Source organism: Pseudoalteromonas sp. J2K-J599, assembly GCF_059295115.2.
The window spans coordinates 411,604-433,784 of record NZ_CM200272.1; the positions used below are offsets into that span (position 1 = coordinate 411,604).

Genomic DNA, 22,181 nt, shown 5'->3' on the forward strand with positions numbered 1-22,181 from the left:
TGTCTAAAAATATCAAGTTTTATTGGGTTTTTCTATGCACTATTACTGTTAAGGCCGTTTAAAACTTTTATTAAGGTACACTATGAACAATACAACATTTGATTACATTGTGATTGGCGCAGGCAGTGGCGGCTGCGTTATGGCATCGCGATTGTCTGAGGATAAAAATGTCAGTGTGTGTTTAATTGAAGCTGGCGGCAGCGATAAAAGTGCATTTGTGCAAATGCCAGCTGGCATAGCAGCGAGTGTGCCTTATGGCATAAATAGCTGGCATTACAATACGGTGCCACAAAAAGAGCTTAATAACCGCTGTGGTTTTGTGCCGCGCGGCAAAGTATTGGGTGGGTCAAGCTCTACCAATGCAATGGTTTATATTCGCGGTAACAAATACGATTACGACCAATGGGCTGCTAATGGCAATACGGGATGGGATTTTGAGAGTTTACTCCCGTACTTTATTAAAGCTGAGAACAATAAAGCGTTTATAAATAATGAGCTGCACGGAATAAAAGGCCCGCTACATATACAAGAGCTAAGTAACCCAAGCAATGTAAACCAATATTTTTTAAATGCCTGTGCTGAGCAGGGCGTTAATTTAAGCGACGATATAAATGGTAAAGAGCAAAGCGGCGCACGTTTATCGCAGGTAACTCAGCACAATGGCGAGCGTTGTAGTGCAGCAAAAGCATATTTAACACCGCATTTAAACCGCCCAAATTTAACGGTATTAACCCATAGCCACGTTAATAAAATAAATATAACCAATAAGATAACGCAAGGCGTGCAAATAGGGCGTAATAAGGAGGTTATTAATTTACGTGCTAAAAAAGAGGTAATACTCAGTGCTGGCGCTATTAATTCGCCGCAAATATTAATGCTTTCGGGTATTGGCCCAAAAGAGCAGTTAAGTGCACATAACATTAAGGTTCAGCACGTACTTGAAGGTGTTGGCGCTAATTTACAAGATCACTTAACGGTAGTGCCACTTTATAAATCAAAAACAAGTAAAGGCACATTTGGTATAAGCCCGCTTGGCATTGCCAGCATTTTAAAAGGATGCGTTAACTGGTTTAGTAAACGAGAAGGGCGATTAACCAGTAATTTTGCAGAGTCGCACGCGTTTATTAAATTATTTGAAGGCTCGCCAGCGCCCGATGTGCAGCTAGAATTTGTAATTGGGTTGGTGGACGATCATAGTCGTAAATTACACACTGGGCATGGTTACAGTATACACAGCAGTATTATGCGCCCCAAAAGCCGAGGTACTATTACATTAGCTGATAACAATCCGCGTAGTGCACCGCTTATTGACCCTAATTATTTAAGCCATCCAGATGATTTAACTGTAATGCTTGCTGGTCTTAAAAAAACACTCGCTATTATGCAAAGCAACGCTTTTGATAACATACGCGGTAAAATGCTCTACCCGCTTGATATAAATAATGATGAGCAGCTAATTGAGTTTATACGCCAAACTGCAGATACCGAATATCACCCAGTAGGGACATGTAAAATGGGGCAAGACTCAATGGCAGTAGTAGATACTAATTTACGAGTACACGGGGTAAGTAACTTACGCGTAGTTGATGCGTCGATTATGCCTACTATTATTACCGGCAACACAAATGCGCCGGTAATTGCGATTGCTGAAAAAGCGGCTGATTTAATTAAACACGAAAACGTATAATTGAATTAACAATAGCAGGGCTATTAATTAGCGATAAAACTCATTTAGCCATTGTTGCCAATCGCTTTCGAGATGTAGCATTTGCTGATGCTTTTTAGCGTTTAGATGCTTGGCTTCGTCCTCGCTTGCCACATAAGGCCCAACGCGGCATAGGGGGCAATGGTTAGATGTTAAGTATGCAGGCTTTGTAAGGCGTGAGCTTAATTCGCTAGTATGTTTATCGAGACTTTTTGGGCTGAAAACGTAAGTTATGCCGCTTGTGTCTTTAACGTGTTTGTCGCGGTCAACATTACGAATTTTATAACCTTCAAAATGGCTAATATCAAATGGGATTTGGCCTAAATAATCTGCGGTTAAACCGTTATTTAAACTCCCCTCTATATTCCATTCTCGATAAGGTTTTACATCCTTTGAGGTGATGTAACAAAGCATTGGCCCATTTTTATCAAGCGCGTATTCGTTAGCGTATTTAATAAATTGGTGCAGTAAAGCGCGGTTTAATACGTTCATGCTGGTTTGGCGCGTGTTGTTTTCAAACGCTTCACGGCCAACAAATGCAGGTATAAGCGGAAACTGAAAAATAACCACATCAAAGCTGTGCTGGTTTTCACTTAGAGCTTGCCAACATGCATGGTTTGTTACATCAAAACTATTAAGTACCTCAACGTCATGCGCTTTTAAGTTGCTAAGTGCATTGTGCTGGTATTTTTGCTCAATAGTAGTTTGGTCATCGTAAGTGGATGCAACCAAAGCTTTTGGCGATAGATGAGTGTAAATAGCGTTCGAAAACGATAAATCGCCATCGCCTACGGTGAGTATTCGCCATTGAGGATTTAAATACATATTTTATTTAGCGTTTATGTTTGTAGCAGTATTATTTATATCGCTATTTGTTTGTGAGTCTTTTGCTAGTAAACGATGAAACGCAAGTCTGGTTTTTAATCCTTCGATTGCGATTTGTTTAATAATAAGATTAAAGGTAATTAAAATGGCAAAGGCAATATGAATAGGGCCGTGAGTAAATCCTGCATCTGTATCGTACAGTGTTAAACCGAATAGCAAAAATAAGACGACTAAAAATATTTCGAGTAATTGACTTGAATAAAAGCTTAAACGACCTTCGCTTTTATGATCTTTTTTAATGCGAATAGCACAAAAAAATGGGATCACTTTGATTTTAAATGCAGCGTTTTTTTCTACGTAGTTTTCGCCAAGTTCGTCGAGTTGTTGGCGTAGTTGGTCAATCATGGTGTGTCCTCAAATAGCAGTGCGCGGATATTACCTTATTACCACGCAATATTTAAGTTTACAGCTGTTATTTAGGGTAAATACTCATACCAATAGTAAGGATATGACACACAAACACAACAGAGGTAAGTACAAAGCGCATTTTTTGATAATCTTTATGATAGGTTTGCCATTGCGGCGTGGCTTTTTCAAATATAAGTACTAACCAAAAACTAGCACCTAAACAAGCGAGTGCCCACTCAACAGGTAAAAATGATAAAAATGGTATAGGTATTACAGGAACAACAGCTTTTATCGCATTGCTATAAGTTTGCTCTCCGGCGCGCCATAGGTTACCCGCCATAAATGCTAAAATGGCGATACTGTAAAAAGTAAAAAACTCCAAGTTAAGGCTATTACTGCCAAACATGAGCGGCCAACCTACACACCCTAAAAACGGGATTAAGCCTAGGTAACCTAGCTGTATATGGTTAACAAATTTTTCCATTACGGTGTGCCTTATATTTAATGACTTATCTGAAGCGGGGCTATTGTAGCAGTATTGCGATTAGCGGTCTTAATAATTCGCCAGCGTTTACAATTCAAATAATGCATACGATAACAATGATTATATAGTTCAACCCAAAAAACCGATTGTTTTAATCTAAACAATCAATTTTATTTAATTTCCCATTGGCCTTATTGTATTAATCAAGCCAACGCAGAAGGTCGTTTTAAACGAGAGCGTTGATTACTTTTTAAATACATTAAATATAGATGAGGAAATACCATGAGCACTTCATTAATTAATACAAAATTACAACCATTCAATGCAACCGCTTACCACAACGGTGACTTTGTAGAATTGTCTGAAAAAGATGTTCTAGGTAAATGGTCTATCTTCTTCTTTTACCCAGCAGACTTTACATTTGTATGTCCTACCGAATTAGGTGACCTTGCAGATTACTATGCACAACTTCAAGAAATGGGCGTAGAAGTTTACTCAGTATCTACTGACACTCATTTTACTCATAAAGCATGGCACGATACGTCAGACACTATCGGTAAAATTACTTACCCAATGATTGGCGACCCAACAGGGCGTATTACACGTAGCTTTGGTGTAATGATTGAAGAAGAAGGTTTAGCACTTCGCGGTACATTTGTAATGAACCCAGAAGGCGAAATTAAAGTAATCGAAACTCACGATTTAGGAATTGGCCGAAGCGCTAAAGAACTAGTTCGTAAAGTACAAGCTGCACAATACATTGCAACTCACGATGGTGAAGTTTGCCCTGCATCTTGGCAGCCAGGTGAAGACACACTTGCACCTTCACTAGATTTAGTTGGTAAAATCTAAATATAGGTTTACCCACTTTTATAAGGGCAGGTAACTGCCCTTAAATCAACGAACATTCGTTTGTTGGTGCCTCCTATATCAATATACTTGTTTAAGCACATGCATTATTTGGCATGGGAGGCTTGCTGTTTAAATTTTCCTAAAAGGGTTAAGCCATGTTAGATAACAACATAAAAAATCAATTAAAAAGCCATTTCGAATCGCTTACTCAACCTGTTGAGCTGCTTATTGCCTTGGATGACAGCAAAAAATCAGCAGAAGTAGAAAGCTTAGCAAATGATTTAGCCACACTAAGCGATAAATTTACTGTAATAAGCAATCCTGATACAAGCGCACGTCGCCCGTCAATGGTTGTACATTCGCCTATTAAAAACACTCATGTTACGTTTGCAGGCGTACCTATGGGTCATGAATTCACAAGTTTAGTGTTAGCACTTTTGCATACTGGCGGACACGCAAGTAAAGCTAAAAGCGAAGACATTGAGCAAATACAATCGCTTACTCAAGAGCTGAACTTTGAAGTATACATAAGTTTAAGTTGCCAAACGTGCCCGCAAGTAGTGCAAGCACTTAATACTATGGCAGCGACAAACAGCAATATTAAAGCGACCATGATTGATGGCGCATTATTTCAAGATGAAGTAGAAGAGCGAAATATTTTAGCTGTACCGGCTGTATATTTAAATGGCGAACCATTTAGCCAAGGTGCACTAAGCCTTACCGACATACTCAATAAAGTAGATAGCAAAGGGGCACAGCGCCAAGCTCAATCGCTAAGTAAAAAAGATAAATTTGATGTACTTGTAATTGGTGGCGGGCCTGCGGGCGCATCGGCTGCGATTTACTCAGCACGAAAAGGGTTAAATACAGGTATTGTTGCCGACAGATTTGGTGGACAAGTTGCAGATACATTAGCAATAGAAAACTTTATTTCGATTAAAGCGACTGAAGGTCCTAAATTGGTTGCTCAGCTTGAAGAGCACGTTAAAGAATACGATGTAGATGTGATGCATAACCAGCGTGCAGCGGCACTTGGTTATAACAATGGTTACGAAATTACACTAGAAAATGGCGCAGTGCTTAAAGCTAAGTCGCTCGTACTTGCAACTGGTGCACGCTGGCGCGAAATGAACGTACCAGGGGAGCAAGAATATCGTGGCCACGGTGTGGCATATTGCCCACATTGCGACGGCCCTTTATTTAAAGGCAAACCTGTTGCTGTAATTGGTGGTGGTAATTCAGGTATAGAAGCGGCAATCGATTTAGCTAATATTGTGCAAAGCGTTACGGTACTTGAATTTGCAGACACACTACGAGCCGATGAAGTGCTTATTCGTAAAGCTAAAAGCATGGCTAATATTACTATTATCAAAAGTGCACAAACAACCGAAGTACTTGGTGATGGTAAAAAAGTAACTGGCTTAATGTACACAGATAGAGTGTCGGGGGAGAGCAAAGAGCTTGAACTTGCCGGTATATTTGTACAAATAGGCTTAATACCAAATACCGAGTGGTTAAAAGACAGCGACCTTGAATTAAGTAAATTTGGTGAAATACTGATTGATGCTAAAGGCGCAACTTCATTACCAGGAATTTACGGCGCGGGGGATGCAACCAATACTCCGTTTAAACAAATTATTATTGCAATGGGCAGCGGTGCAACAGCAAGCTTAGGCGCATTTGATTATTTAATTCGTCACTCTGAAGAAGCTGATCAAAGCGCTGCTTAATGTAATTAGTAAAAACTCTCTTGATATAACAGCAAGGCTACACCCATAGCTGTTTGTTAACCCAAGCCGCCCTTCTCCAAAGGCGGCTTTTTTAATGCTTAAAAATTAGCACACGATTTAATCGCACCCACCGCCAGAATCGCCGCCGCAATCTGTATAAGAATGTGATGAGTTACTGCTAGAGGAAGCTGTTGAGTCACTGCCAGTATAAGCAGATGATCCACGTGATGACTTAGCACTGATAAATGTAACTAACAGCAATACGCCTGATACGATAACTATTGTTATTGATGAGCTCCATTGCCCAGTGGAAACGCCTTTAAATACTGCAACAATAAGGACAGTTAGTAATATAGTTCTAATTATGTTTTTCATTGTTAATGCCTTATCTAACTATATTTAGCACGCGGTTAAGTGTGCAAAGCTAATATTTTTAAATCTTTAGTAATTGCGCCGCTGACGCAATAGCGACTTCTAAAGAATGCATTTTAAACGGTTTTGAAATAAACATATCCATACCTGCTTGTTTGCATGCTAATTTATCTTGCGATGAAGTATTAGCTGTAAGGGCAACAATATAGGTTGAATCGTGCGGACAGATACCTTTTGAACGCAGTTGTTTTGTAGCCTCAAAACCATCGAGTATAGGCATAATACAATCCATAAAAATAAGGTCGTAATGCTTTTGCTCGCATTTAAATATGGCATCTTGCCCATCTACTGCAAAGTCTGGCTTTATATTGAGTTTATTAAGCGACGCATCAAGAACGAGTCTGTTTATGTCGTTGTCATCCACCACTAAAACAGAAAGCTTAGAAGCGTTAATGTTTATTTTTGATAGTGGATTTAGCTCTACTTTTTGCTCTTTACCGAGCTCTATAGGGATACTTAGCGAAAAAGTAGTTCCTTGATTTACTTTACTACTTACCTTGATTGTTCCGCCCATGTACTCAACAAGTTCTTTAACTATTGCGAGGCCAAGTCCTGTGCCTCCTTTACTGTTTTTAGCATCTACTTCTTGAGTAAAAGGGGAGAATAAAGATTCAAGAAATTGGCTAGTCATGCCTCTTCCCGTATCGGCGACTTTAATGTTTAGCGTTAATTTATTATTGTTATTAATCACAGACGTGTGCAGTTTTACACAACCACGCTCAGTAAATTTTAACGCATTACTTAATAAGTTGGAGGTAATTTGACTTAGGCGTGTGTTATCGCAATATGCCCAGCAGCTATCAGAAATTTCATTTTTTACTTCTAGTTCTACATTGCTGTTTTTAAATAACGGGGTGTACAAAGAAATGAGATCAGTAAATGTTGTATTTAATAAAACATCCGTGGGTTCTAGTTTTAACTCACCGTGGTTAATTTTAGAAAAATCGAGTACTTCGTTTATTATGCTCAAGAGTATATCTGCGCTACGCAGCGCGACTTTTATTTTTTCGGTTCTCTTTTGTTCGTTATGTTCATCTATTAACGTAGTAAGCATGCCCGTAATGCCATTTAGCGGTGTTCTAAGTTCGTGGCTTATTTTTGCAAAAAGCATGCTTCTATCTTCGAGTAATCGCTCGGCTTGTTCTTGTTTATTTTTAAGCTCTTCTCTTAAAGCCACTGCTTCGGTAATATTTTGAAAGGTACCAAACAAACGTACACAGGTATCACCGTCAAATTCGGCTTCACCAAATGTAGATACCCAAATGGTCTGATTTTTGGCTGTAATAATTTCAAGCTCTAGATGCCACTTTTCGCCGTGTTGTATAGCAAGCTCAACTGCTTTACTTATTTCGTCTCTGCTTGTACCTTCTTTATAAAAGTTAACTGCAGATTCCATTTCAGGCTGATAGTTTTCATCAACTTGATGGATTTGTTTAGTTTGCTGACTCCAATAAATTTTATTATTAGTAAGGTCAACTTCCCACGTGCCTATATTTGCTATGCTTTCTAGTTTTAATAAGCTATTGCTGTTTTTTATCAATTTTTCTTTAGTGATGCTGCGAGCTAGCTCTGCCCCTAACCACTGCGCAAATAGCTCAATATAGTCGTAGGCGGCATCTGTAAATACTGGAGATTGATTGGCAGAAGAAAAATTTACAGTTCCAAATATATCGGTACCTATTTTAATAGGTGCCCCAATATATGACTCAAGTTTAAAGTTTGCATAGCAAGGATGGTCAGCAATTGCGCTTTGTGAGACGTTATGAAATGCAAGTGCAGAACCCGCACTAAGAGTGTGTACACAATAGGTGCCATCTAAATCAAATTGAGTACCTATTTCTAATGCATTATCTGGCGTAATGGCATGTAGCACGGTATAGCAGTTTTTCTCGACCTTACTAATAATAGCTAAATCAAGGTTAAACACTTTAAGTCCAAATGCTAGTAGCTGATGGTTTTTTTCATCAAAGTCTAAGCTTTGGTTAGATACTATGTCGTGAAATTGCCTAAGAAAATTCAATAGTAAACATCCTGTTGGTTTTAGAACTGAGTCTATAGCTTGATAAAGCACTAGTTTAACAAAAAAATTAAATATATTTAGTTAATTATTACTTTATATAAACTTTCTCTAATTAAGCACAACTGATTTAAACACAAACTGCGAGTAAGTTGCTCGCAGCTTATTGTGTATATTTAGTACGTTGAGTTTGGTGTGTACTCAGGGTTGATATCGCCGCCTACTTCCTCTGGGTCAACATCGTTAATAAGCAGTGTTTCACGTACAGCTTCAATGTGATCAAGTACGCTTTGGTAGCGCTCGCCATATTCATACTTTGTCACTTCAATCGCTTTAGGCATGTAAGTAAAAGCTATTTTTAGGGCGTGGAGTGCTTCTTCGTTTATTTTTTCGCTCATAATGTTCTCTTATGTGTAGGCTATGGCTAACCTGAGTTCTGGATAATAAATCTATCTCAAGCAGCTATTTTTAGCGCTAACTGCGTTGAATTTCCTTGCAATAGACCAGCTATTGACGCGTAAATTCGCCTTGTTTTCACCAAAAATTTCTAGCTAGAGAGAAACAGACTTAAATATCGTTATTATTTATAGTGTTTTTAAATCTCTTAACCAGAATTTAGGTTAGTTAATAAAATAACACCAAATACGATTCGGTAAAGACCAAAACTAACAAAAGTGAAATTTTCTAGAAAGCGTATGAATAGTTTAATAGTAAAATAAGCAACTATAAAAGACGTTAAAAAACCTACAGCAAGGGCAGTTAGGTCATCTAAGCTAAACAGTTGGTAATGTTTAAGTAAGTCGTACCCTGAGGCTGCTGCAAGTACAGGTAAACCAAGTAAAAATGAAAATTCAGCGCTGGTTTTTCGGTTTAAACCACACAACATGGCACCAACAATAGAGCTCCCAGCACGACTAGTCCCTGGAATTAACGCAAATACTTGTGCTACGCCAATCCAAAGTGCTTGTTTATAAGTAACTTGGGTTACATCGGTAGTTGTGCAGTGAGCCTCTTTATAACTGCGCTCTAATAGTAAAAAAATCACACCGCCTACAATAAACATAACACCTACTACCGGTACGCTAAACAGTGTTTTTATTACATCACTAAATATAAAACCAATAATGCCCAAAGGAATAAATGCAATGGCAACTTTAATCCATAAATTAAAATGTTTAGGGCTGAACTTATCTTTATAGTTAGCTAGTACCGCTAAAATGGCGGCAAGTTGAATAATGACTTCGAAGGCGAGGTTAGTGTCTGTTGATTCAATGCCTAACCACTTTGACGCTACAATTAAGTGCCCGGTTGATGATATGGGTAAAAATTCTGTTATACCTTCAATAATACCTAAAATAATCGCGTTAATTATATCCACGGTTTACTGCTTCCTGAAAAATTAAAAAGCCCGAACTCGGCTTAACTGAAATGACGCATTACTGCGTACCTAAATTGCGAGGCGTAGCATAAAAGCTCTTAAAGCAAACCAACAGTATTTTTAGACTTAATGTGTTTAATAAATTGCATTAAGCAGTAAATGCACAATATAATAACAATTGTTATCATTTGCATATGCTGTTTTGTATATGTTTGGGCAAATTTAATGAGCGAATAATGAATAATAAAAAAACGTTTACAGCTACACGGCGAAGGCACCTAATTGCATGTGTGTTAGCGCTAATTACTGCGGTAATAATGATTCCGGGTATGACAACTTATTTACCGTTTCAAATGAATGAACAAATATTACTGCCTATTTTACTCTTTCCTGTTATTTGGACTGCGTTGTTTATTTATGCGTATTTGGCGCAAAAGGTATGGCAACCGTTTGTTGTAATGATTGCACTGTGTGTATTACATGGTTTAATGAGTTTTTGGGCGTTAACGCAGGGGCAGGGATGAAGTCGATTACTTTAAAAAAGCTATTTTTATTACATAGCTGGGTAGGAATTATTACTGCTGTACTGCTATTTATTGTTGCATTTAGTGGGGCGTTAGCAGTTCTGTCGCGACCTGAGTTAAAAATATGGGCAAATCCAGAGCTACAATCTAGCCAACACGTTGCCAGCGCGCAAATTAATCGACTAGTAAACGAATACCATAAACAGGTGCCTAGTGAATTTGGTGAAAACATTCATGTGTTTTTACCAAGTGGACATAACTTTCATTTATTAACGTTGGTATTTGAATCCCACCATGGCGATGAAAACTATGACCAAGAGGTGGCCAGAGTATTCCAGTTTCATCCGGATACTTTGGCGCTGGAAAATACTTACTATGGGCCTAGTAAAGAGTTTTACACTAATAAAAAAACAGATGCGCCAACCTACATAGGTGAGTTTCATGCAGATTTGCATTTAGGGCGACCAATTGGGTTAATTCTCACTGGTTTTTTAGGTTTAACACTTTTAGTAAGTGCAGTTACAGGCTTGTTTATTCATCGTAAATTGATAAAAGAGCTCTTTACGTTTAGGCGAGATAAAGGATTAGATATTGCAGTGAGCGATGCTCATAAGGTCATAGGTATTTGGGGCAGCGTATTTAATATTGTAATTGGTTTTACAGGATCATTTTTAGGGCTTGCGACCGTTATTTTATTACCAGCTGCTGCGTTTGTGAGCTTTGGTGGCGATCAAGATAAGTTAATAGAAACGTTTACCGCAATTCCTGAGCCGGTAGTTAGCCACATTAAGCAACCTACAAAAATAGACACTATTTTAGACAATGTTCATAGTCGTTACCCTGAAGCAATAATTAGGGATGTCACAATAATGGCGCATAACGATGCGAATGCGCAGGTGTATTTGCGTTTGTTAGGTGGCGAGGCAGTTGCTTCTCAATTACTGCATTATAAAGGCAATGGTGAGTTTGTGCAGTCGATGAGTAGTTTTGGTGATATTTCCGGTGTTTCGATAAAAGTAATTGAGTTGATGTTTCCGCTGCATTTTGGGAACTTTGCAGGGGTGTTTGTAAAATTACTTTGGGTATTGCTTGGCTTAAGTACTGCGCTTTTACCTATTTCGGGCATGATGATGTGGCTAGCAAAGCGTACACGTGGCAGTAGCCCGTCGCTGAGTGTGCAGGCATATGCACGCTGGAATCGTTTTATTATTGGTAGTTGTGGAGGCTTGGTATTAGCAAGCTTTGTGTTATTTCCTTTGCAAGTTGTACTTAATTATACCGTTATTGGTGTGGCGCAAAATAGCTTTTTTGGACCCGTATTTTTTTATACGTGGTTGGCATGGTTACTCTTAAGTGTATTGCCTGTAGGTTATAAAAACTATTTTAAGCTGACTCTTTTGCTATGCGGCGCTTCGCTTGCTTTGGTGCTGCCGCTCAATATTATATTTGGCGTGAGCAATGTTATTAACCTTAATAGCTCGCTTGCCGCGATAGTAGATATAAGCTTTATGGTGGTGGGTATCGCGTGTATTTTTGGTGCGTTAAAAATAAAAAACACACAAAAATTACAAGCAGAGGTACAACCCGCATGAACGAACTACTAATTATAATTGCCATGGTAAGTCTATTATTAATGATGCTCAATATACGCAAAAACACACTCACAATACCTACTAAAGCTTTTTTAAGTACACTGCTATTTAGTTTAGCGCTGATATGCTTTATGAGTGTTTATGGTATTTTAGGCGGTGCAATATGCACCGTTGTAGGAGCTATGTTAGCAGGGTTACTAACTGCAGTTATTGCGGGTAAAGCGCCGCAATTATTAGGGTGAAAAATGCAGTTATTTAGCTAAAAAGGCCTTAGCAGCATCAATCCCCATATTGTAACCACTATTAAGTATTTCAAACTTTTTAGTGGTTCGGCCAACTTTAAAATTAGCTGGTGGAGCAATAATATTGATTTTGCAGTCATTTGGTGGATTCATAATAAAATCGATAGACTTATTATAAAAATCAGCCCTATCTAAGGTCGCTTGAACTAATGCAGGATAGTTTTTATACATTTTTTTAGTAAGCCAAGGTGCCTTACTTGGCTTTTTACGATAGCCTAAACATTGAGACAAAATAACAGTTATTTCGCGAGCGCCCATTTCGTACGCTTTTATTACCGGAATTGAATCCGCAACCCCGCCGTCTGTCATCGCTATGCCATTAATAATAGGGTAGTCACGGTATGCAATAGGTATAGCGCACGATGCTTTTAATTGATCCACCATATCGTCGCTGGTGGCTTTTAAATAGTGTGCTTTGCCCGACTCGATTGCCGTAGATACAATATAAAATTCGTGTGGAGTTTGTTCAAATACCTCTGTATGAAGGCGTATTTCGCGAATAGTTTCTTGCCATAACCAGTCTAAATCAAATAAATGACCACCTTTAATAAAGCGCGCTAAATTAATGAATTCAGGACGACATGAATAGTCGGTAATTACTTTATAATTTCGCATTGGTTGTTTGCATAAAAATGCGGCTATATTAGTTGCTCCAGCTGAAACACCAAAATAGCGTTCAAATGGCTGGTATTGCTGTTTTAAAAACTCATCAAGCACACCAGCGGCAAATATACCGCGCATTGCACCGCCTTCAACGACGAGTGTGTTTTTATTATTGTTGTTCATGGCCAATCCTTTTTATGAAATTTGATGTTATCAACTCAGTCTAAAAAATGCGATAGAGATTACTGAAGATGATAAAAAATTAAAGCCGGGTACACATCGCGGAACTCACTGCTTTCTGGTAAGGTTTAGTATTACAAGGCTTTGTTAATAATAAAGAATAACTACTTATGTTTGATCCTAGCGTAACCATTTTTGAAAGCACACAGAGTCAGCTTGCAGAAAGTCCTCTTTGGCATCCTATGCTGAACACTTTTTTTTGGGTCGATATAAATAAAAAATTACTTTTAAGCAAAAATATACACAGCAAAAGCCAACTAAAAACCGTGAATATGCCCGATACGCTCAGTGCAATAGCGTGGATTGATGAGCAGCACTTATTGCTAGGGACAAGTACTGGTATATACAAATACCATATTAATTCAAGCACTCGCCATCTTATTCTTAATATTGAAAATACACAGCTAAATCGACGTTCAAACGACGGCCGTGCTGATCCATGGGGTGGCTTTTGGTTAAGTACAATGGATGTAAATGCTAAAAAAGGGGATGGTAAAATATACCGTTATTATAAAAACCAGCTTAAAGCCGTTGTAAGTGGTTTGAGTATCCCAAATGGATTGTGTTTTGATAAGTCCCGTTTACGCGGTTATTACTGCGACTCTTTAACGAGTTGTATTTATGTATTAGATTTGGATGAGAAAACTGGTGAGCCTTGCGCTGAGCCACGTGTTTTTTATCAATTTGATAATACTGATGTTGACCCCGATGGCTGCGTAACCGATAAATTAGGCAATTTGTGGCTAGCTGTTTGGGGAATGGGATGTGTTATGTGTTTATCCCCAAGCGGTGAGCTAATTAAAACAATAGAGCTTTGTGCATTAAAACCGACGTGTACCGCCTTCGGTGGTGAAAATGCTGAGTTACTATTTGTGACATCGGCATTTGATGAAGCGATTAATAATACTGTTGGTGAACAAGGCGCTGTATTTCAGATCTCCGGTATAAAAAACGGGCAGTTTGAGCCGCCAGTTTTACTGTAACTTGTACTTTTCAGTGATGATTAGCTTTTAGGCGTAACCCCCATAACACCCACTCTTTTTTGGTTACTAAAACCTCAGTACCGGCGATAATTGGTTGCTCACTTTCAACGCCTTACTTAGCTTACTACGCGTAAATCACTGAGTAGTTGTATTGTTTATAATTTCAGGTGTATGGATTATCACTACAGCAAACTTTAAACCACTAAAACTCACTGCAGTGCGCCACCTTAGTCGGTTTTTAAAAACTAGCTATTTTATTTCTGCCTGTTTCTTTTGCGTTATAAAGGGCTATGTCGGCGTTAGTTATAACCTCTTTGGGTTTTGTTTTGTGATTGGGTATGAAACTATAAAACCCAATGCTTAAAGTGAGGTATTTACTAACAGTTGAAAAGTTATGTTCAATTGCGAGTTCTGCGATTTTTTCCTGAATAAGAACAGCAAACCTTTGACAGTGATCTGTGTCGACTGCAGGTAAAACTATCGCAAATTCTTCCCCCCCGAAACGAGCTGCTAGATCACCTTCCCGTTTACAAATATTGTGTAGCGCTTTGGCCACTCGCTTTAGCACTTCATCGCCAAGCTGATGTCCATAGTTATCGTTATAACGCTTAAAAAAATCAATATCACACATAATTAAACTAATGGGTTCCTTATTACGTGCACAGCGCTTAATTTCGCATTTTAAAGTCTGATCAAAACAGCGTCTATTAGCAATGTTTGTAAGGCCATCAGTATTGACTTGTTTATTGAGTTTTTGGTTGGCGTTAATGAGTTGCTGCTGAGTTTGTTGAAGCTCTTGTTTATAATTTAAATTTTTGAAAGCATTAGCAAGCATTTCACCTACTAACCTTAGGCGAATAAGGTCTAAATCTGTCCAATCTCGCTTTTGAACAACACAATCACAGCCAATAAAGCCAACCAATTCTTTGTCATAGCGTAATCCAATGCAAAGTACCGATTTTATTTCTTGTTGCTGGAAAATCGTTTTTTCGCTCATTGCTTGAATGGGGAGCAACGTTACATCATTCACTCTGAATAAGTGGGTACGGGCCATCGAACTAAAAAAATAAGGGAGGTCGCTTTTTAAAAGGTTTTGTAAGTCGTCTTTAAAAGCTTTGATACCATCATTGACCCATTCGTGAGTGTTATTAATAGTTTTACCATCTTCGGCAAACTTAAAAAGATAACTTCTATCGGCATTGCAAACCGTACCGACTGCTTTTAATGCATAGTTGATATGCTTATCAACATCGTCATTTTGAATATCAATTAAGTCAGTTGAGATGTTCGATATAATATTATCAAAATCATATTGTTCATCCACGTTGTTATTTAATATATCGATAATAATAATGGAGTTTGAATTAGGTAAATTTGCAAATTTTACGTTGAGTAGCAATTTGGATGATTGTTTCGATAAAATAAACTGGCATTGATTATTTGCCGTAAAATAATCAAAGAATAGCTCCTCGATCAACAGATTTTTTTTACTGTGATGATTGGTTAAAGTGATGTGTGAAAAATCAGTTTTATAAAAATGTGATTGGTCTTTTAAGTCAAACAAGTCCTGTGCCTGGCTGTTAACTTTAAATATATCTTCATTTGCATCATAAAGTAATACACAAAACGGCAATAACTCCAAGTTTTGCCATGCTTCTTCTGATAGGTTATTACTCACTCAACTCTCCATGTGTCCAAGCCATAATTAAATTCTTTTTCTTTACTAACTATTAGCACATTTTTTTTGATTTACTAAGTTTTTAGTGCGTTTGCGGGCAGTACGTATTATAATTGATACTGTATATCATTACCCATTTCTACTCTAAGCCATCTTTGGCTTATTTGCACTTTAAGTATAGGTTATTCAAGCATTTCATGACAGAAATCACTACACACCAAGCTTCTCGTCGTCGGTTACTCATTGCGCTAGCAATTACGTGTTCGTTTATGGTAATTCAGGTTATAGGTGCTTATTATTCTAATTCGCTTGCTGTTCTTGCTGATGCGGGGCATTTGTTTGTTCACAATAGCTCGTTATTCATCGCACTGATAGCATCAAGTCTCGCTATTCATTTTGCCAAAACCTATAACGATGGCCATCAACGAGCAGAGCTTTTTGGTGGCCTAGTGAACGGGTTTTTATACCTAGCAATCAGTTTAATTATTTTGTATGAAGGTGGTGAGCGCTATATACACCAACATGAAGGAAATGAGCTGGCTATCAATAGTTATTTAATGTCGGTTATTGCTGCTATTGGTTTTTTATTTCATGGGGCTGCTGCATGGGTTTTATATAAAGGCCGCAAAGCGAGTATTAATGTGTACGCGGTATTTTTACACTCATTCTTTGATCTGATTTCTACCGTATCGACATTTGTTGCCGGTATTCTTATATATTTCACAGGCTGGGTTGTAATCGATATTTTATCGAGTATGTTAATTGCTTCTTTCGTATTATTCACCGGTATTAAGGTCATAATTAGTTGTATAAAAGGTTTACGCCTAAATAAAGCGAAACTTCCTAAAGTTACTGATATTGAAAGTAAAATTACAGATATGGAACATGTTCATAATGTCCATAACGTCACTGTAACGCGCAAATATAATGGTATTGTAGTAGGCGCACACGTTGTCCTTAAACAACATTGTACGATTGAAAAACATGATGAAGCGTGTCGTATGAAGGTAGAACAATTATTAGCCGAAAAATTTAATGTACGTAATAGTGTATTACAAATTGAAAGCCATGAATGCCATCATATCCATTAATAGCATCTAATTAATATAAAAGCGTGTAATAATGATTAGCACGCTTTTAATGTTTCAAATCAAATCAATGATATTGCTAAAACAATCGCTTTTACGTAAGTCTTTAGCATTCATTGGTTTTGCAAAGTAATAACCCTGTAATACATGGCAGCCAACCTCGGCTAAAAAGAGCATCTGTTCGCGCGTTTCTACTCCTTCTGCAATGCAGTATAGATCTAAGTTTTCTGCCAATGAAAAAATAGTTTTAATAATTGATTCATCTCCCTTATCTATACCAATACTATTTACAAAGCTTTGATCTATCTTAATAACATTAATAGGGAATTGGCTTAAGTAAGTGAGTGATGAGTATCCTGTACCAAAATCGTCAAGTAGTAATTTAAATCCAGCAGCTTTTAGGTTTTGCAGCTGTTTGGCTGCTTTAAGCTTATCTTCTAATAAAATACTTTCTGTTATTTCGAGCCTTAATTGTCCTGGATGAACTTGAGAGTCCGCTAATATAGCCATTAACCGCTGTGTTATGTTTGTTTTTAAAATGTGTTTAGGCGATAAGTTTAAAGATATATAAAACAACGGGTTTTCGCTGAGTATAGGCGTAAGTTCAATTAGTGAACGGTGCAAGGCTTGCTCAGTAAGAAGTTCTATTAAACCGGTTTCCTCAGCTACAGGAATAAAAAGAGCTGGAGATATTAACTGGCCTTCATTTTTCCAGCGCATGAGTAACTCCACGCCATTTATTGTTTTCTCTTTTATGTCGATAATAGGCTGGTAGTGATTAAAAAATCGGTTGTCTTTTACTGCATCTTTTAAATCATTTTCAAGCAGTAACTTTTGTTTTATTAGCTCATTCATTTCATCGCTAAAAAACTTAAAGTCGTTTCTCCCGCCTTGCTTAGCGTGCATCATTGCAACATCGGCATTACGGATGAGTATATCTGTGGTTATAGCATCGAATGGGTACAGAGCTACGCCAATACTTGCTGAAATATTAATAGAGAAGTCTTCAATAATTACTTTATTAGCTAATTCATTACTAATTTTTCTTACGGTATCGCGAAGAGATTGGAGTGATTTTATATTTTGAATCAGCACTAAAAATTCATCACCACTTTGGCGGCCAAGTATAGCGTCTTCGCTAAGCATGCCGCTTACTCTTTGGGTAATATTACATAACAACTTGTCACCTACTGCATGACCAAAAGAGTCATTAACAGGTTTGAACTTATCTAAATCAATAAATAATAATGCGCATTGGGTATTGTTTTTATCGGCATATTTAATCGCCTTTTCAATGTTTTGATACATTAAACTACGATTAGGTAGATGTGTTAGAGGGTCAAAATTAGCCAAATAGCGCAGTTCGTTTTCAGCACGTTTTTGTTCAGTTAAATCTGTAATAACAATCACATAGTAACTTGCAGTGTCTTTTGTTACAGCTGTGGCACTTATATGTATTGGGTGTTCGTTATTTCTTGCTGTTCTTATATAAACATCACTTTGCCAGTTTTCAGTTGGTTTTAATTTTTTTAAAATACTAGCAAACTCTCTGCACTTATCTTTACCAATTGCTTTAATAAACAATTTAGGGCTAATTTTGGTGGCCGTTTGCTCGTTTGAAAATGTTTCAATAAAACTATTGTTCGCAGAAAATGGCATTAAACGCTTATCGAGTATAAGTAACCAATCATTTATTTGGCTAAACGCTTCACCTAAAATTTTTGCTTGTTGCTCATTAGCTCGTTGCTCGGTGATATTGGTATATATGCCAGAAACATATAGAGGCTCATTTGTTTGAGGATCGTATATAACTTGCCCTGTATCTTGATACCAGAGCCAATGGCCATTTTTATGCTGTAAACGGTAAGTTGCTTGCCAGTTTTGTTGTTTTTTGTACTTGAAGTAGTTTTCCCATTGGTTTTCAAAACGACGTCGATCGTCTGGGTGTATAAGCGCTAAAAATTGATCTATATGCACGCGTTCAGGTAAGTCTGTATAGCCTAATTCACTTCCTCTGAGCGTATTTACGGAAGCGTCTTTAAAGTTATAATCCCATACGCCGCTTTTATTATTTTTAAGCGCGAGTTCTGTTTGCTTTTGCGAATGAATAGTCGCTCTATGGGCTTGTTCAATTGCAACTTGGCGGCTGCGGTATTGCCAAAAAATGAAAAACAACACGGCAATTATTAAAACTACATAGGCGACAATAGCAAAGGGCGACTTCCATGGTGCGTAGGCCACGTTGATATTAAGTGTTGCAGGTTCGCTTGTAACAATACCATCGCGATTATGTGCTGATATTTTTAGTGAGTAATTACCAGGTTGAAGCTTTGTGAAAAACACTTGATTAGATTGTAAATCTTCATATGTAAGAGACGTAGGCCCTGAAAGGATTACTTTATAATATGCTTTATCAATATTAGGGTAAGAGAAGTTAGAAAAGCTAACCGTCAATCCCATGTCTTCATAATTTAATTCAAGTGGTTTGCTAAGGTATTTATGAGGATTGTAATTGAGTTCGCTAGTAAGGAGGCTAATATCAGTAATGGCTAGATTACTTTTTTGTAGTTGTTCTTTTTCATTAAAGTCTATCGGATCAAGAAGTAAGGCTCCAGCATTGCTACCGAACATAAGCCTGCCATCGCTTAGTGTTGCTGCCGCTATTGGTGTAAATTGGTTTATATTCAAACCGTCTTTTACTGAAAAACTCACTACATTGAGAGTATCTAGGTCTATTTGATACAGACCATTGTCGGTACTTGCCCATAAAAAGCCGTTTTCATCAGGAAGTAGTGAATAGATAGAATCAGTATTAAACGAATTTTTTAATCCTATATAGTGCTTTCTTTCATAAGTAACGGGGTCAACGCCGAGCAAACCTTCGTGAGTGGTTGCTAACCATAAAATGTTTCGTTTTGAGTCTAAGTAAAAGTTTTCTACAGTGTAAAAAATATCTTCTTTAGGATTAAAAGACTGAAATATAGTCGTTAAAGTTTTCGTTTTTTCGTTGTACCTAAGGAAGCTTTTTGATGTGCCAAGTACAAACTCTTCAGGATGTGTGTCGAGGTGTTTATAAAAAGCGTAAGAAAATAAAGGATCGACTTGCTCTTTGAGCCCCTTAATAATTCTTGTTTTTCCTGTTGTTTCATTAAAAACATAAAAATTATCATCCGACATAAATGCATATGTGTCTGCAGATAACTGGGCAAAGCCAAATAAGTTGGATTGGTTAATTACATCTTTTTCTGTGTCTTTATTTTCAATAATTTTACCCGTTTGTTTATCAAACAGTTTAAAACCATCGAAAGTAACAAGCCAAAGGAATTGATTATCACCAATTGAAGACGCAAAAATATCATAAACGGCAGATGCCCCGTATATTGCTTTTGAGTCGGTTGAGCTCAGATATACATCACTTTTATTTGTTGCTTTGTCGTACCGTGCAATTCCATCTTCTGTTCCTAACCAAATAATATTATTTTTGTCTTGGTAGGTGGCATGAATAGTATTGTTACCGGGTAAAGTAATGTGTTTAAACCGTCGGGTTTTAATTGGCCATGTAAACACGCCCTGGGTTCTAGATGCGAGCCAAAGTACGCCGGACTTATCAACCATTAGATCGTTTATTGAGTTTTCATTAATATTAAACTTACTTTTTTCATAATTTAATACGAATTCTAGTTCTTTGGTTTCGCGGTGATAACTGAACAATCCACTTTCGGTTGCTACAAACTCCCCGTAAACAGTATTGGCATAATCCCATATATTATAATTAGGAATTAAAGTTGTAATATTTGCTGCAGATATATTTTTGGTATTATCGAATGCTAATTGATACATGCCTTCAACAGTACCAACAAGTAATCCTAATTCATTATCAACACTTAAGAATTTGACGTTTACATTATCTATCGTATTTTTTTCAGGGGGATGAAGAGGTATTTTTACAAGTTCTGAATTATCTATATTTGCAGTGTATAAACCATCATTTGTACCAATATATAAAGTGTTTTTATATATTGTTAATGACCGAATGTAGTCACCTTTACTTGGCAGGGTTAGCTTAAATGTGAAGCGTTTACTCGTCTCATCAAATGTATATATTTGGGCATCTATGGCGAAGTAAAAAGTACCTTGTTGCTGAGTCATTGCAGAGATCGGAGAGAATATTTTTTGTTCTTTATCTATTTGACCAGAATAGATTTTTTCGGTTTTTAAAGTGAGGGGATCTATTATATAAGCACCAGAAAGGTCTGTTGAGACAATGATTTTTCCGTCTTCGGCTTTAAATAATGCATAAATATAGTGTTTATCTAGGCCAAAGCCGCCACTAAAAGTTTTTACATTATATCCATCAAAACGGTTTAAACCCTGTTGGGTTGCTATCCAAATATAACCAATATCATCCTCTTGAGTCTGCAAAACGTAACTTTGTGATAGGCCTTCGTCAGTAGAAATTCGTTGTAATTGCTGAGCATAGTTTTGTGATGCAAAAGTGCTTTGGATGCATAGTAAAAAAGTAATGGTGATATGAAAAAAAAATTTGCTCAAACGCACTTATAAACACTCTCAGTGGAAGATAGGATGATGCTTAGCTAGATAGTAAATATAGCATAAGTTTTTATTTTTTAATTACAAATAATATACATAACGCTAAAAGTTCTATTTATAAATAGTGAGCTACTCTATACAGATAATAGTAAATGCTTATAAGGAGAGTATAGTGGTTTTCTCTAATGTTGATGCAAAAAATAGTGTGTTATTAGTTATAGACTTACAAGAGTTGCTTGCTCCTGTAATTAAAGATTTTCCGAATATTTTAAAAAGCACATTGCAGTTAGCACAAGCGGGTATTATTCATGGCGTTCCATGTTTAGTAACGGAGCAATATGTGAAAGGTTTGGGCGAGACTAATCAGCAAATTAAAAATACGTTACCTAATGCCGCGTATTTTCATAAAACGTACTTTAGTGCGTGTGCAGAGCTTGGTTTTGTTGATACGTTAAAAAGCCATGGTAAAAAGCAAGTTGTTGTTGTGGGAACTGAAGCACATGTGTGTGTTTTACAAACATGCTTAGATTTAATAGAAAATGACTTTGAAGTTATTATTGTTTACGACGGAGTTGGTTCGAGAAACCCGCAACATAAAAATTTGGCGATTGAGCAGCTACGTCAAGCTGGAGCTGTAATTTCATGCGCTGAAATAGTAATTTTTCAATGGACAAAAAAAGCTGCTACGCCTACGTTTAAAAAAATACTGCCTATAATTAAGTAGACCGCATGTATATAATGTAAATTAAATGTATTATTTTTGATGTGTCGGTAGTTTATTATTGTGTT

Annotated in this window: 19 protein-coding genes; 9 read left to right on the top strand and 10 right to left on the bottom strand. The window is 37.2% G+C overall.

What is annotated here, in order from left to right:
• Window positions 1-82 precede the first annotated feature (82 nt).
• Window positions 83-1,687 (top strand): GMC family oxidoreductase, encoded by a 1,605-nt coding sequence (locus AC5NT5_RS18655; protein WP_182671070.1) that lies wholly within the window; start codon window positions 83-85, stop codon window positions 1,685-1,687.
• A gap of 27 nt (window positions 1,688-1,714) precedes the next feature.
• Here the strand turns inward: AC5NT5_RS18655 and AC5NT5_RS18660 are convergent, their stop codons facing one another.
• From AC5NT5_RS18660 to AC5NT5_RS18670, 3 genes are all read right to left on the bottom strand, one after another.
• Entirely contained in the window at window positions 1,715-2,530 is an 816-nt protein-coding gene (locus tag AC5NT5_RS18660; RefSeq protein ID WP_494513766.1) for a class I SAM-dependent methyltransferase, read from the bottom strand.
• Between the two features lie 3 nt (window positions 2,531-2,533).
• Window positions 2,534-2,935 carry a hypothetical protein gene (locus AC5NT5_RS18665; RefSeq protein WP_002960599.1) on the bottom strand — a complete coding sequence of 134 codons (402 nt, stop codon included), beginning with the start codon at window positions 2,933-2,935 and terminating at the stop codon, window positions 2,534-2,536.
• A 67-nt stretch (window positions 2,936-3,002) separates the two neighbouring features.
• Complete coding sequence (locus AC5NT5_RS18670; protein ID WP_182692533.1) at window positions 3,003-3,422, bottom strand: DUF3429 domain-containing protein; 420 nt, start codon at window positions 3,420-3,422, stop codon at window positions 3,003-3,005.
• Window positions 3,423-3,704: 282 nt separating this feature from the next.
• Between AC5NT5_RS18670 and ahpC the strand changes: the two genes are divergently transcribed.
• Together ahpC and ahpF are read left to right on the top strand one after the other, a co-directional pair.
• Window positions 3,705-4,274: an alkyl hydroperoxide reductase subunit C gene (gene ahpC / locus AC5NT5_RS18675; protein ID WP_002960601.1), complete on the top strand. Its 570-nt coding sequence runs from the start codon at window positions 3,705-3,707 to the stop codon at window positions 4,272-4,274.
• Window positions 4,275-4,429: 155 nt separating this feature from the next.
• Window positions 4,430-6,004: an alkyl hydroperoxide reductase subunit F gene (gene ahpF / locus AC5NT5_RS18680; protein WP_494513767.1), complete on the top strand. Its 1,575-nt coding sequence runs from the start codon at window positions 4,430-4,432 to the stop codon at window positions 6,002-6,004.
• Between the two features lie 117 nt (window positions 6,005-6,121).
• Here ahpF and AC5NT5_RS18685 read toward each other — a convergent pair whose 3' ends face one another.
• The 4 genes from AC5NT5_RS18685 to AC5NT5_RS18700 all read right to left on the bottom strand — a co-directional run bounded on the left by AC5NT5_RS18685 (window position 6,122) and on the right by AC5NT5_RS18700 (window position 9,831).
• Window positions 6,122-6,379, bottom strand: a complete 258-nt coding sequence (locus AC5NT5_RS18685) for a hypothetical protein (protein ID WP_024597368.1) — start codon at window positions 6,377-6,379, stop codon at window positions 6,122-6,124.
• A 58-nt stretch (window positions 6,380-6,437) separates the two neighbouring features.
• Window positions 6,438-8,456, bottom strand: a complete 2,019-nt coding sequence (locus tag AC5NT5_RS18690) for a hybrid sensor histidine kinase/response regulator (protein ID WP_182671076.1) — start codon at window positions 8,454-8,456, stop codon at window positions 6,438-6,440.
• A gap of 173 nt (window positions 8,457-8,629) precedes the next feature.
• Window positions 8,630-8,851 carry a hypothetical protein gene (locus AC5NT5_RS18695; RefSeq protein ID WP_007375621.1) on the bottom strand — a complete coding sequence of 74 codons (222 nt, stop codon included), beginning with the start codon at window positions 8,849-8,851 and terminating at the stop codon, window positions 8,630-8,632.
• A 206-nt stretch (window positions 8,852-9,057) separates the two neighbouring features.
• The gene (locus tag AC5NT5_RS18700) at window positions 9,058-9,831 is read right to left on the bottom strand and encodes an undecaprenyl-diphosphate phosphatase (RefSeq protein ID WP_182671077.1); all 774 of its coding nucleotides are present in this window, start codon (window positions 9,829-9,831) and stop codon (window positions 9,058-9,060) included.
• Between the two features lie 236 nt (window positions 9,832-10,067).
• Between AC5NT5_RS18700 and AC5NT5_RS18705 the strand changes: the two genes are divergently transcribed.
• The 3 genes from AC5NT5_RS18705 to AC5NT5_RS18715 are packed head-to-tail and all read left to right on the top strand — an operon-like array spanning window position 10,068 to window position 12,189.
• Window positions 10,068-10,355 (top strand): hypothetical protein, encoded by a 288-nt coding sequence (locus AC5NT5_RS18705; protein ID WP_494513768.1) that lies wholly within the window; start codon window positions 10,068-10,070, stop codon window positions 10,353-10,355.
• Window positions 10,352-11,947, top strand: a complete 1,596-nt coding sequence (locus tag AC5NT5_RS18710; RefSeq protein ID WP_494513769.1) for a PepSY-associated TM helix domain-containing protein — start codon at window positions 10,352-10,354, stop codon at window positions 11,945-11,947. Before AC5NT5_RS18705 ends, AC5NT5_RS18710 begins: the two co-directional genes overlap by 4 nt.
• Window positions 11,944-12,189 (top strand): hypothetical protein, encoded by a 246-nt coding sequence (locus AC5NT5_RS18715; RefSeq protein WP_024597364.1) that lies wholly within the window; start codon window positions 11,944-11,946, stop codon window positions 12,187-12,189. The genes AC5NT5_RS18710 and AC5NT5_RS18715 overlap by 4 nt, the downstream gene beginning before the upstream one ends.
• 9 nt (window positions 12,190-12,198) lie before the next feature.
• Here the strand turns inward: AC5NT5_RS18715 and AC5NT5_RS18720 are convergent, their stop codons facing one another.
• On the bottom strand, window positions 12,199-13,035 hold the full coding sequence (locus tag AC5NT5_RS18720; RefSeq protein WP_494513770.1) for a patatin-like phospholipase family protein: 837 nt from the start codon (window positions 13,033-13,035) through the stop codon (window positions 12,199-12,201).
• Window positions 13,036-13,202: 167 nt separating this feature from the next.
• Here AC5NT5_RS18720 and AC5NT5_RS18725 point away from each other — a divergent pair, with 167 nt between their 5' ends.
• Window positions 13,203-14,075, top strand: a complete 873-nt coding sequence (locus AC5NT5_RS18725; protein ID WP_494513771.1) for an SMP-30/gluconolactonase/LRE family protein — start codon at window positions 13,203-13,205, stop codon at window positions 14,073-14,075.
• A gap of 238 nt (window positions 14,076-14,313) precedes the next feature.
• Here the strand turns inward: AC5NT5_RS18725 and AC5NT5_RS18730 are convergent, their stop codons facing one another.
• Window positions 14,314-15,753 carry a diguanylate cyclase domain-containing protein gene (locus AC5NT5_RS18730; RefSeq protein WP_494513772.1) on the bottom strand — a complete coding sequence of 480 codons (1,440 nt, stop codon included), beginning with the start codon at window positions 15,751-15,753 and terminating at the stop codon, window positions 14,314-14,316.
• Window positions 15,754-15,950: 197 nt separating this feature from the next.
• Between AC5NT5_RS18730 and AC5NT5_RS18735 the strand changes: the two genes are divergently transcribed.
• Window positions 15,951-16,844, top strand: a complete 894-nt coding sequence (locus AC5NT5_RS18735) for a cation diffusion facilitator family transporter (RefSeq protein ID WP_002960617.1) — start codon at window positions 15,951-15,953, stop codon at window positions 16,842-16,844.
• 54 nt (window positions 16,845-16,898) lie between these two features.
• Here the strand turns inward: AC5NT5_RS18735 and AC5NT5_RS18740 are convergent, their stop codons facing one another.
• Window positions 16,899-21,398, bottom strand: coding sequence for an EAL domain-containing protein (locus AC5NT5_RS18740; RefSeq protein ID WP_494513773.1), 4,500 nt, complete (start codon window positions 21,396-21,398; stop codon window positions 16,899-16,901).
• 166 nt (window positions 21,399-21,564) lie between these two features.
• Here AC5NT5_RS18740 and AC5NT5_RS18745 point away from each other — a divergent pair, with 166 nt between their 5' ends.
• Window positions 21,565-22,116: an isochorismatase family protein gene (locus AC5NT5_RS18745; RefSeq protein ID WP_494513774.1), complete on the top strand. Its 552-nt coding sequence runs from the start codon at window positions 21,565-21,567 to the stop codon at window positions 22,114-22,116.
• Window positions 22,117-22,181 lie beyond the last annotated feature (65 nt).

What these genes read in the sequence shown, in the direction of transcription:
- AC5NT5_RS18660 (WP_494513766.1), bottom strand. Translation starts at nt 2,530, where the DNA reads ATGTATTTAAATCCTCAATGGCGAATACTCACCGTAGGCGATGGCGAT.
- AC5NT5_RS18670 (WP_182692533.1), bottom strand. Translation starts at nt 3,422, where the DNA reads ATGGAAAAATTTGTTAACCATATACAGCTAGGTTACCTAGGCTTAATC.
- AC5NT5_RS18710 (WP_494513769.1), top strand. Translation starts at nt 10,352, where the DNA reads ATGAAGTCGATTACTTTAAAAAAGCTATTTTTATTACATAGCTGGGTA.
- AC5NT5_RS18725 (WP_494513771.1), top strand. Translation starts at nt 13,203, where the DNA reads ATGTTTGATCCTAGCGTAACCATTTTTGAAAGCACACAGAGTCAGCTT.
- ahpF (WP_494513767.1), top strand. Translation starts at nt 4,430, where the DNA reads ATGTTAGATAACAACATAAAAAATCAATTAAAAAGCCATTTCGAATCG.
- AC5NT5_RS18655 (WP_182671070.1), top strand. Translation starts at nt 83, where the DNA reads ATGAACAATACAACATTTGATTACATTGTGATTGGCGCAGGCAGTGGC.
- AC5NT5_RS18695 (WP_007375621.1), bottom strand. Translation starts at nt 8,851, where the DNA reads ATGAGCGAAAAAATAAACGAAGAAGCACTCCACGCCCTAAAAATAGCT.
- AC5NT5_RS18715 (WP_024597364.1), top strand. Translation starts at nt 11,944, where the DNA reads ATGAACGAACTACTAATTATAATTGCCATGGTAAGTCTATTATTAATG.
- AC5NT5_RS18665 (WP_002960599.1), bottom strand. Translation starts at nt 2,935, where the DNA reads ATGATTGACCAACTACGCCAACAACTCGACGAACTTGGCGAAAACTAC.
- AC5NT5_RS18735 (WP_002960617.1), top strand. Translation starts at nt 15,951, where the DNA reads ATGACAGAAATCACTACACACCAAGCTTCTCGTCGTCGGTTACTCATT.
- AC5NT5_RS18705 (WP_494513768.1), top strand. Translation starts at nt 10,068, where the DNA reads ATGAATAATAAAAAAACGTTTACAGCTACACGGCGAAGGCACCTAATT.
- AC5NT5_RS18685 (WP_024597368.1), bottom strand. Translation starts at nt 6,379, where the DNA reads ATGAAAAACATAATTAGAACTATATTACTAACTGTCCTTATTGTTGCA.
- AC5NT5_RS18720 (WP_494513770.1), bottom strand. Translation starts at nt 13,035, where the DNA reads ATGAACAACAATAATAAAAACACACTCGTCGTTGAAGGCGGTGCAATG.
- ahpC (WP_002960601.1), top strand. Translation starts at nt 3,705, where the DNA reads ATGAGCACTTCATTAATTAATACAAAATTACAACCATTCAATGCAACC.